Source organism: Mesorhizobium sp. P3_A9 (assembly GCF_056402975.1).
Genome location: NZ_JBFUGJ010000276.1, coordinates 1 through 8,128 on the forward strand (window position 1 = coordinate 1; position 8,128 = coordinate 8,128).

At 61.7% G+C, this 8,128-nt stretch carries 7 protein-coding genes and 1 pseudogene; 3 read left to right on the forward strand and 5 right to left on the reverse strand.

From position 1 onward, the window contains the following. Window positions 1-298, reverse strand: a 298-nt coding sequence (locus tag AC1DX0_RS26815; RefSeq protein ID WP_477357443.1) for a DUF922 domain-containing protein, incomplete at its 3' end; no start/stop codon positions are given. A 354-nt stretch (window positions 299-652) separates the two neighbouring features. Between AC1DX0_RS26815 and AC1DX0_RS26820 the strand changes: the two genes are divergently transcribed. Then, entirely contained in the window at window positions 653-997 is a 345-nt protein-coding gene (locus AC1DX0_RS26820) for a hypothetical protein (protein ID WP_475451739.1), read from the forward strand. A gap of 35 nt (window positions 998-1,032) precedes the next feature. Here the strand turns inward: AC1DX0_RS26820 and AC1DX0_RS26825 are convergent, their stop codons facing one another. From AC1DX0_RS26825 to AC1DX0_RS26840, 4 genes are all read right to left on the reverse strand, one after another. Further along, entirely contained in the window at window positions 1,033-2,652 is a 1,620-nt protein-coding gene (locus AC1DX0_RS26825) for an ABC transporter ATP-binding protein (RefSeq protein ID WP_477219559.1), read from the reverse strand. A gap of 1 nt (window position 2,653) precedes the next feature. Further along, window positions 2,654-3,778 carry an ABC transporter permease gene (locus tag AC1DX0_RS26830; RefSeq protein WP_477357445.1) on the reverse strand — a complete coding sequence of 375 codons (1,125 nt, stop codon included), beginning with the start codon at window positions 3,776-3,778 and terminating at the stop codon, window positions 2,654-2,656. Then, window positions 3,771-4,694 (reverse strand): ABC transporter permease subunit, encoded by a 924-nt coding sequence (locus AC1DX0_RS26835; protein WP_477219561.1) that lies wholly within the window; start codon window positions 4,692-4,694, stop codon window positions 3,771-3,773. Before AC1DX0_RS26835 ends, AC1DX0_RS26830 begins: the two co-directional genes overlap by 8 nt. A gap of 163 nt (window positions 4,695-4,857) precedes the next feature. Then, window positions 4,858-6,450: a peptide ABC transporter substrate-binding protein gene (locus AC1DX0_RS26840; protein ID WP_477357447.1), complete on the reverse strand. Its 1,593-nt coding sequence runs from the start codon at window positions 6,448-6,450 to the stop codon at window positions 4,858-4,860. Between the two features lie 283 nt (window positions 6,451-6,733). Here AC1DX0_RS26840 and AC1DX0_RS26845 point away from each other — a divergent pair, with 283 nt between their 5' ends. Both AC1DX0_RS26845 and AC1DX0_RS26850 read left to right on the forward strand, forming a co-directional pair. After that, window positions 6,734-7,180 (forward strand): TadE family protein, encoded by a 447-nt coding sequence (locus AC1DX0_RS26845; protein ID WP_477219563.1) that lies wholly within the window; start codon window positions 6,734-6,736, stop codon window positions 7,178-7,180. Further along, a pseudogene (locus tag AC1DX0_RS26850) lies at window positions 7,181-8,128 on the forward strand (hypothetical protein); the annotation flags it as partial.

Below are 8,128 nucleotides of genomic sequence, written 5' to 3' on the forward strand. Positions count from 1 at the left end.
CTTGCACATCGGGCGGAACCTTCGTAGCGAGCTTCGGCAACAACACCGTCAACTTCAATGCAACGTCGACGCTTTTCATCCGGCATGTTTTGCCGGACCGCCTCCAGGTGTGATTGACAGAAGCGTCCCAGTGCGTCTCCGCGTCAAAATTTGAATGCGCGCGCCTCAGGCTGTCGAGCAACTCTGGAACGGACGTTCCAGAGACAGCAAAATATTTGGTCGTCTCCGTCACTCTCAAACGGGCATCGGCTTGCTCTGACCCCAATCCCAGCAGGGCTAGACTAATCAGAAGAACCATCGACGCATGCTTGTATCCCAAATGATTGCCCCTTCGATCGAACTCTTATCTGCTGCCCGAGCAAATCAGTATCGTCTCGACGGGGCAAGATACCAGGCGCGATGGGAACCCAGAGCCGGTCAGATCCAATCTCGTTGGCAAGGAATGTCGTTTGACGATGCGAGCGAGCCGCTCTACTTCCATGGAACAATCGGATGGCTAGAGCAGTTCACCGTTTCACGAAAACGGCAACCTGCTCTAACTCTTTGTTTTGACGCAATTCCCTAGGGAAAGCGCTACGCGCTTTTCCCGGGGAAACCGTTTCACACTTTTCCTGGAATTGCTCTAAGGGCGGCGCGGGAGCAAGGTTGGACGATGAAATTGCCTTCTACCGTTGCCTACCCGCTCACGCTGGTGCTCATACTGTTTGTCGTCGCGGGCTGCACTTCCCTCAGCGGGACGGCTGACCCGGCGAAGTACGACACGATGAGCTGCACCGAGCTTAACAGCGCGCTGGGGACCAATGCAGGCGAAATCTCGCAAACCGCGATAACCCGCGGCAAGGTCGCCAACACCAGTGTTCCGCGCTGGCTGCTTGGCGGTTCGCGTGTGAAAACCGCAGTGGCCAATCGTGAAACGGCAAGGATCGACCGGCTGAAACAGCAGCAGGATGCCATTGCCGCTGCGCGAGCGCGCAAATGTCCGAGGTCAGCGGGCTGAGCGAATAGTTGCCGCCGCGATGATTGAAGCGCGTCTCACGCGCTCAGCCGGAAGCGCGTGACATCGATCGCCGCGGCCATCAGCGTCTGCGTGTAAATATGCTGCGGGTTGCTGAAGATCGCCTCGGTCGGTCCCTCCTCGACGATCTTGCCCTGTTTCATGACGATGATGTAGTCGGCCATGGCGCGCACGACCGAGAGATCGTGGCTGATGAACAGGTAGGACAGTTCGTGATCGGCCTGCAGCTTGCGCAGCAGTTCGACGATCTGTTTCTGCACCGAACGGTCGAGCGCCGAGGTCGGCTCGTCCAGTACCACCATCTTTGGCTTCAGGATCATGGCGCGGGCAATGGCGATGCGCTGCCGCTGGCCGCCGGAGAATTCGTGCGGGTAGCGGTTGCGGGCGTTGGGATCGAGGCCGACCTCAAGCAAGGCCTCGACCGCGCGCTGGTCGCGCTGTTTGCCCGAAAGGTTTGGCTCATGCACCAGCAGGCCTTCGGTGATGACCTGGCCGACGGTCATGCGCGGCGACAGCGAGCCGAACGGATCCTGGAAGACGAGTTGCATCTGGCGCCGCAGCGGCCGCATCTGCTGCCGGTCGGCCTGGGAGATGTCGCGRTCGCCGAAACGAATGAGCCCATCGCTSGGCAGMAGCCGCAGCAAGGCGCGGCCGAGCGTCGATTTGCCTGAACCGGATTCGCCGACAATGCCGATGGTCTGGTTGCGYTGCAGCCGGATCGAGATGTCATCGACGGCGCGCAGCATCAGCGGCTCGCCGGCCAGAAACCCGCCGCCGATCCTGAATGTAACTTCGACATTCCTGCCTTCGAGCACCACGGGTGCATTGGCGGGCGGAGGCGCCTTGGTTCCCGTCGGCTCGGCCGCCAGCAGCATCTTGGTGTAGGCGTGCTGCGGGTTGGCGAAGATCGCTTCGGCCTCGCCTTCCTCGACGACCTCGCCCTGGCGCATGACATAGACKCGGTCGGCRAAGCGSCGGACGATGCCGAGRTCGTGGGTGATGAAGACGATSGCCATGCCGAGCTTGCGCTGCAGTTCGGCSAGCAGCATCAGRATCTGCGCCTGGATGGTGACGTCGAGCGCSGTCGTCGGCTCGTCGGCGATCAGGATGTCGGGGGCATTGGCAAGCGCCATGGCGATCATCACGCGCTGGCGCTGGCCGCCCGACATTTCGTGCGGATAGGATTTCATCCGCCGCTCCGGATCGGGAATATGCACGAGCCGCAAAAGCTTGAGCGCCTCTTCGCGTGCGTCGGCGGCATTCAGGCCGCGATGCCGGCGGATCGGTTCGATCAGCTGGTTGCCGATCGAATAGAGCGGATCGAGCGAGGTCATCGGCTCCTGGAAGATCATGCTGATCTTGGCGCCGCGGACCTTGTTCAGGTCGGATTTGCTCAGTGTGAGCAGGTTGCGGCCGCGATAGTCGACGCTGCCGGTGGCTTCGCCGTTAGAAGCCAGCAGGCTCATCGCCGCCATCATGGTCTGGCTCTTGCCGGAGCCGGACTCGCCGACCACGGCAACGGTCTCGCCTGATTTGACGTGGATGTTTATGCCCTTCACCGCTTCGACGGCACCGTCGAGCGTGCGGAAGCGCACGCGCAGGTCCTTGACGCTGAGGATCGTTTCGGGAGTTTCCATCTCAGCGGTCCCTTGGATCGAGCGCATCGCGCAGGCCGTCGCCGACGAAATTCAGCGCAAACAGCGTCGAGACGAGGAAGAAGGCGGGGAACAGCAGCAGCCAGTTGGCGGTGCCGATGTTCTTGGCGCCGACCGAGATCAGTACGCCCCAGCTGGTCATCGGCTCCTGCACGCCGAGGCCGAGGAACGACAGGAAGCTTTCCAGGATGATGACCTGCGGCACCAGCAGCGTCATGTAGATCACCACCGGGCCGAGCAGATTGGGGATGACATGGCGCAGCAGGATGCCGCGCTGGCCGACGCCCATGGCTTCCGCCGCCTGGACATATTCCTGGCGGCGGATCGACAGCGCCTGGCCGCGCACGATGCGCGCCATGTCGAGCCACAGCACCGCGCCGACCGCCAGGAACATCAGCACGAAGTTGCGGCCGAAGAACACCACCAGCATGATGACGAAGAAGATGAACGGCAAGGAATAGAGCACATCGACGATGCGCATCATCACCTCGTCGGTTTTGCCGCCGGAAAAGCCGGCGGCGGCGCCGTAGATCACCCCGATCACCACCGCCACGACGCCGGCGAGCAGGCCGATGGCCAGCGAGATGCGCCCGGCCATCAGCGTGCGCGAGAGAAGATCGCGGCCGGTGTTGTCGGTGCCGAACAGGAAATATTGCTGCTTGACCGATGTGCTCATCGTCACCTCGAGCCCGTCGGGCGATTTGTTCTCGATCTTGGTGTCGTCAAAGGCATCGGAGCGGTCGAGGTAGCGGATGTTGCGATCATCGATCGGTTTGGTCGAGGTGACGGTGACCGTGACGCGGCTGCCTTCCTGATGCCATTCCTTGAGGTCGACCCGCATGCGCTTGATGGCGTCCGTGAGTGCTCCCTGAATCATCTCGGGCTTCGGGTAGGCCGACAGGCTTGGCGGCATGCGGACATAGTCGGCATAGATGGTCGTGTATTGATGCGGCACGAACCAGGGGCCGAACACGCTGACGAGCCCGATCAAGGCAAGGTAATAGAGGCTGAACATGGCGGCGCGGTTGGCCTTGAGGCGCGCCCATGCATCGCCCCAGAGCGAACGGCCAACGATGGCGGGAGCTGCTGCGGCTGCGATGTCAGTCATAGCGCACCCTCGGGTCGACGACCGCGTACATGACGTCGACGATCAGGTTGAAGACGATGGTGAAGATGGCGATCACCACCACCGTTCCCATCACCAGCGTGTAGTCGCGGTTGAGCGCGGCATCGACGAAATAGCGGCCGACGCCAGGAATGGAGAAGATCGTCTCGACAATGACCGATCCGGTCAAAAGGGCCGCCGCCGCCGGGCCAGTGAATGAGACGATCGGCAGGATGGCGCCGCGCAGGGCGTGCTTGACCACCACCGACCAGTCGGAAAGGCCGAGCGCGCGTGCCGTGCGGATATGGTGGGAACGCAATGATTCGATCATCGAGCCGCGCATCAGGCGGGCAACGATGGCGATCTGCGGCAAGGCAAGGGTCAGCACCGGGCCGACTTTGTTGATGAAGGCGCCATCACCCCAGCCACCGATCGGCAGCAGCTTCCAGGTCAGCCCGAACAGCAGCTGGATCACGGGCGCGATGACGAAGGTGGGGATGGTGCTGCCCGCCGTCGCCAGCGCAATCACCGTATAGTCGCCAAGCTTGTTCTGGTTGAGGGCGGCAATGGTGCCGAGCACGGAACCGAGCAGGAGCGCCAGGATCAGCGCCGAGGCACCGAGCTGGATCGAAATGGGCAGGCCCTTGGCAAACAGTTCGGTGACGGTGAAATCCGGCATGTTGTAGCTCGGGCCGAAATTGCCGCGCAACAGATTGCCGAGATAGTGGACATATTGCAGCCAGAGCGGATCGTTGAGGCCGAACTGGGCTTCAAGGTTGGCCTTGATCTCGGGGCTCAGCCCCCGCTCCTGGTTGAATGGCCCGCCTGGCGCGACGCGCATCAGGAAGAACGCCATCGTCACGATGACGAACAGCGTCGGGATGGCGGTCAAAAGCCGCCGGAAGACGTATCGCAGCATCGGTGCCCCACTTGATCCGGAACACACCCGTCAAGTCGGACGATTGTGCTCCAGTCTTCAAATCTTCGCACCGGATTTTCCGAAAATCGATTGCGCTTCCCGGCCGATGCGATGGCAAACCAGCACCGCCGCGCCCTGAAGGACGCGGCGGCTTGGCCAGGGATCAGTCCTTGCTGACGAAACGCGACGGATGGACGTCCATCACGTTGTCGACGAAGCCATGCAGCTTCGAGGAAACGATGTCGTGGTAGCTGTAGTAGAGCAGCGGGATCTGGCCGACGTCGTCGACGAGAATGCGCTCGGCCTCGGAGAGCTCCTTCATGCGCTCCTCGGGCTTGCCGCCGGCGGCGGCCGCCTTGTCCATGGCCGCTTCGTATGGCGCGCTGTTGTAGTTCGAGTAGTTGTTGCCGCTCGCCTTGCGCGAGATGCCGAGGAAGGTCTCCGGATCCTTGTAGTCGGCGATCCAGGCGGCTCGCGCCACGTCGTAGTCGCCCTTCTGCTCAAGGAAGGAGTAGTGGGTCTTGGTGTCGGTGTTGAGCAGCGTGACGTCGACGCCGAGCGGCTTCAGCTGCTCCTGGATGGCAACCGCGGTGTTCTTATGGTTCTCCGAGGTGTTGTAGCGGATTTCCATCTTCAAGGGTTTTTCGGGCGTATAGCCGAGYTTCTCSAGGATYTTCTTGGCGGCRTCCTCRCGGTCGATCTGCGGCATGTCRGCRWATTTGGCCATTGCSGGCGTGTAGCCCTCGATGCCGGGAGGCACCATCGAATAGCCGGGCAGCATCGAGTTCTGCCAGACCTTTTCGGCGATGAAGTCACGGTCGATCGCCATCGAAATGGCGTTGCGCAGCTCGGGGTTGTTCCACGGCGCCTTGTCGGTTTTGATCGCGTAATAGTAGGTACCGAGATACGGGCCGACGTGGATCTGGTCGCCGAACTTGGTCTTGAGATCGGCAAGCTGTTCGGTCGGCAGATCGTCATAGCTGTCGAGTTCGCCCGCCTCGAAGCGCTTCATCGCCGATGAACGGTCTTCGGTCGGGATGTAGTTGACCACGTCGAACTTGACGGTAGCGGCGTCCCAGAATTTCGGGTTCTTGACCAGTTTCATGTGGTCGTTGGGAACCCATTCGGCCAGCGTATAGGCGCCGTTCGAAACAAGATTGCCGGGCTTGATCCAGTCGGCGCCGAGCTTTTCAATCGAGGCCTTCGAGACCGGATAGGTCGCCTGATGGGTCAACATCTCCAGGAAGTACGGGGTCGGCGCCTTCAAGGTCACTTCCAGGGTGTTGGCGTCGATTGCCTTGACGCCCATGTCCTCGGGCTTGCCYTTCTTGGTGTTGACGTCCTCGGCACCCTTCACCGGGTACAGCATCGAGGCGTATTCGGCGCCGGTCGCCGGGTCTTCCAGCCGGTGGAAGGCGTAGACGAAGTCGTCCGCCGTCACCGGGCTGCCGTCCGACCATTGGCCGTCCTTGCGCAGCTTGAAGGTGTAGACGGTGCCGTCATCCGATACCGTCCAGCTTTCGGCGGCGCCCGGGATGAGGTTCGCCTTCTCGTCCTGCATGACCAGGCCCTGGAACAGGTCACGCAGCACATTCGCTTCATAGACCGTCGAGGTCTTGTGCGGGTCGACCGATTCCGATTCAGCGGCGGTGCCCCTGTTATAGACGGTCTCGGCGAAGGCCGGCGTGTAGAATGCCCCGGCGGCTACCGCCATGGTGGTGGCGAATACCGTCGCCTTCAGCATGTTTTTCAGCATGAAGTTCTCCCTGTCGGCGCTGCCGTCGGCGCGCCTTTTCGTGTTGACGCCCCGGAGCCGATATCTGGCCCCTTTGAGCGCGCCGCCGGTTCCCTCCGGCAGCTGGTGGCAGGAGACTAGACAGGAGGTAAGCTCTTTTCAACCGAGTACTGATTGACCCTAAGTCAATCCTCATAATCGAAGAAGCAACGGCTAAATTAGAGCCGCATTTTCAATCGCGCACATCCTCAGGTTGTGCCCGGAGTTTTCGCTTTCTGCATGCGAACTTTGGCATGCTAGTATCATGGTTCAGAACCTCATTTCCAGGGTCCGAAGGCTCGCGTTCCGGACAGACAGTTCGGGAACTTCAGCGGTCGAGTTCGCTCTGCTGTCGCCGCTCTTCATCCTTATTCTGCTCGGAATGGTTGCATATGGCATCTACTTTGGTGCCGCCAACTCGATCCAGCAGATCGCGGCCGATGCCGCCCGGACGGCCATAGCCGGTTTGAACCAGACCGAGCGCCAGACGCTGGTGGCCAGCTACCTGACCACAAATGCCGGTGGCTACCCGTTCGTGGACGCCAGCAAACTGACCTACCAGGCCAATGACAGCGTGGCTGATGGAAGCCAGTTCGTGGTGTCGATCTCGTACGATGCCCGCAACCTGCCGATCTGGAATCTTTTCCCGGGCATAGCGATGCCGGGAACCACGATCACGCGCCAGTCAACGATCAGGGTCGGAGGTATCTAAATGCTGCAGCGTGCGGGCAAGGGCATCGGCCGGCTTGCACGGTCGATGGTGGGAGACAGGAAAGCAAACTTCGCCGTCATGACCGCACTGAGCGCGCCGGTCGCGCTGGCGCTGGCCGCGGTGGCCATCGACGAAGCCTCCATCTACGGCGAGCGTCGGCAAGCCCAGGCGATGGTCGACCTGGCGGCGATCACCGCCGCCTCGAACATCAACAATGTCAACACGGCGGTCGTCACCACGCTCACCGACAACGGCATGCCTGGTGTCGTCGTTCAAGCTTCGGGCCAGACCATTGCCCCGGCTGTCGGAAAGACGGTGGTGACGGTCACGCAAGGCCGATATGCCTCGTCGACCACCAATGTCACCCAGCGCTTCCAGGCAGGCGTGACACCCTACAACGCGGTGCGTGTCACGCTGACGAAAATCCCCGCCCGCTATTTCGCCAGCTCGATCATCCCCAGTCCGGTCATCGGCACCCAAGCCACGGCGAGCATGACACCGCAGGCGACATTCTCGGTCGGATCGAGACTGCTCAGCGTCAATGGCGGCATCCTCAACGCTCTTCTGAGCGGGCTTCTCGGCGGCAACATCTCGCTCAGCGTCATGGACTATAACGGACTGATCTCAGCCGATGTCAGCGTGCTTTCCTTCATCAGTGCGCTCGGCACACAGCTGAACATCACGGCCGGTACCTATTCGGACGTGCTGGCCTCGAAGGCGACGGTCGGCCAGATCGCCACCGCCATGGCCAATGTTCCCGGCCTCGGCAACACGGCCAAGGTCGCCCTGCAGACCATCGCCTCCAAGTCGACGAGCACGGTCAAGATCCCGCTCAGCAGTCTCATCGACCTTGGTTCCGTCGGCAGCCTGGGCCTCGGGCAACAGCCGTCCGGCCTCGGCGTCGACGCAAGCGCCATGGGGATGCTGACCGCCGCCGCCGTGCTGGCG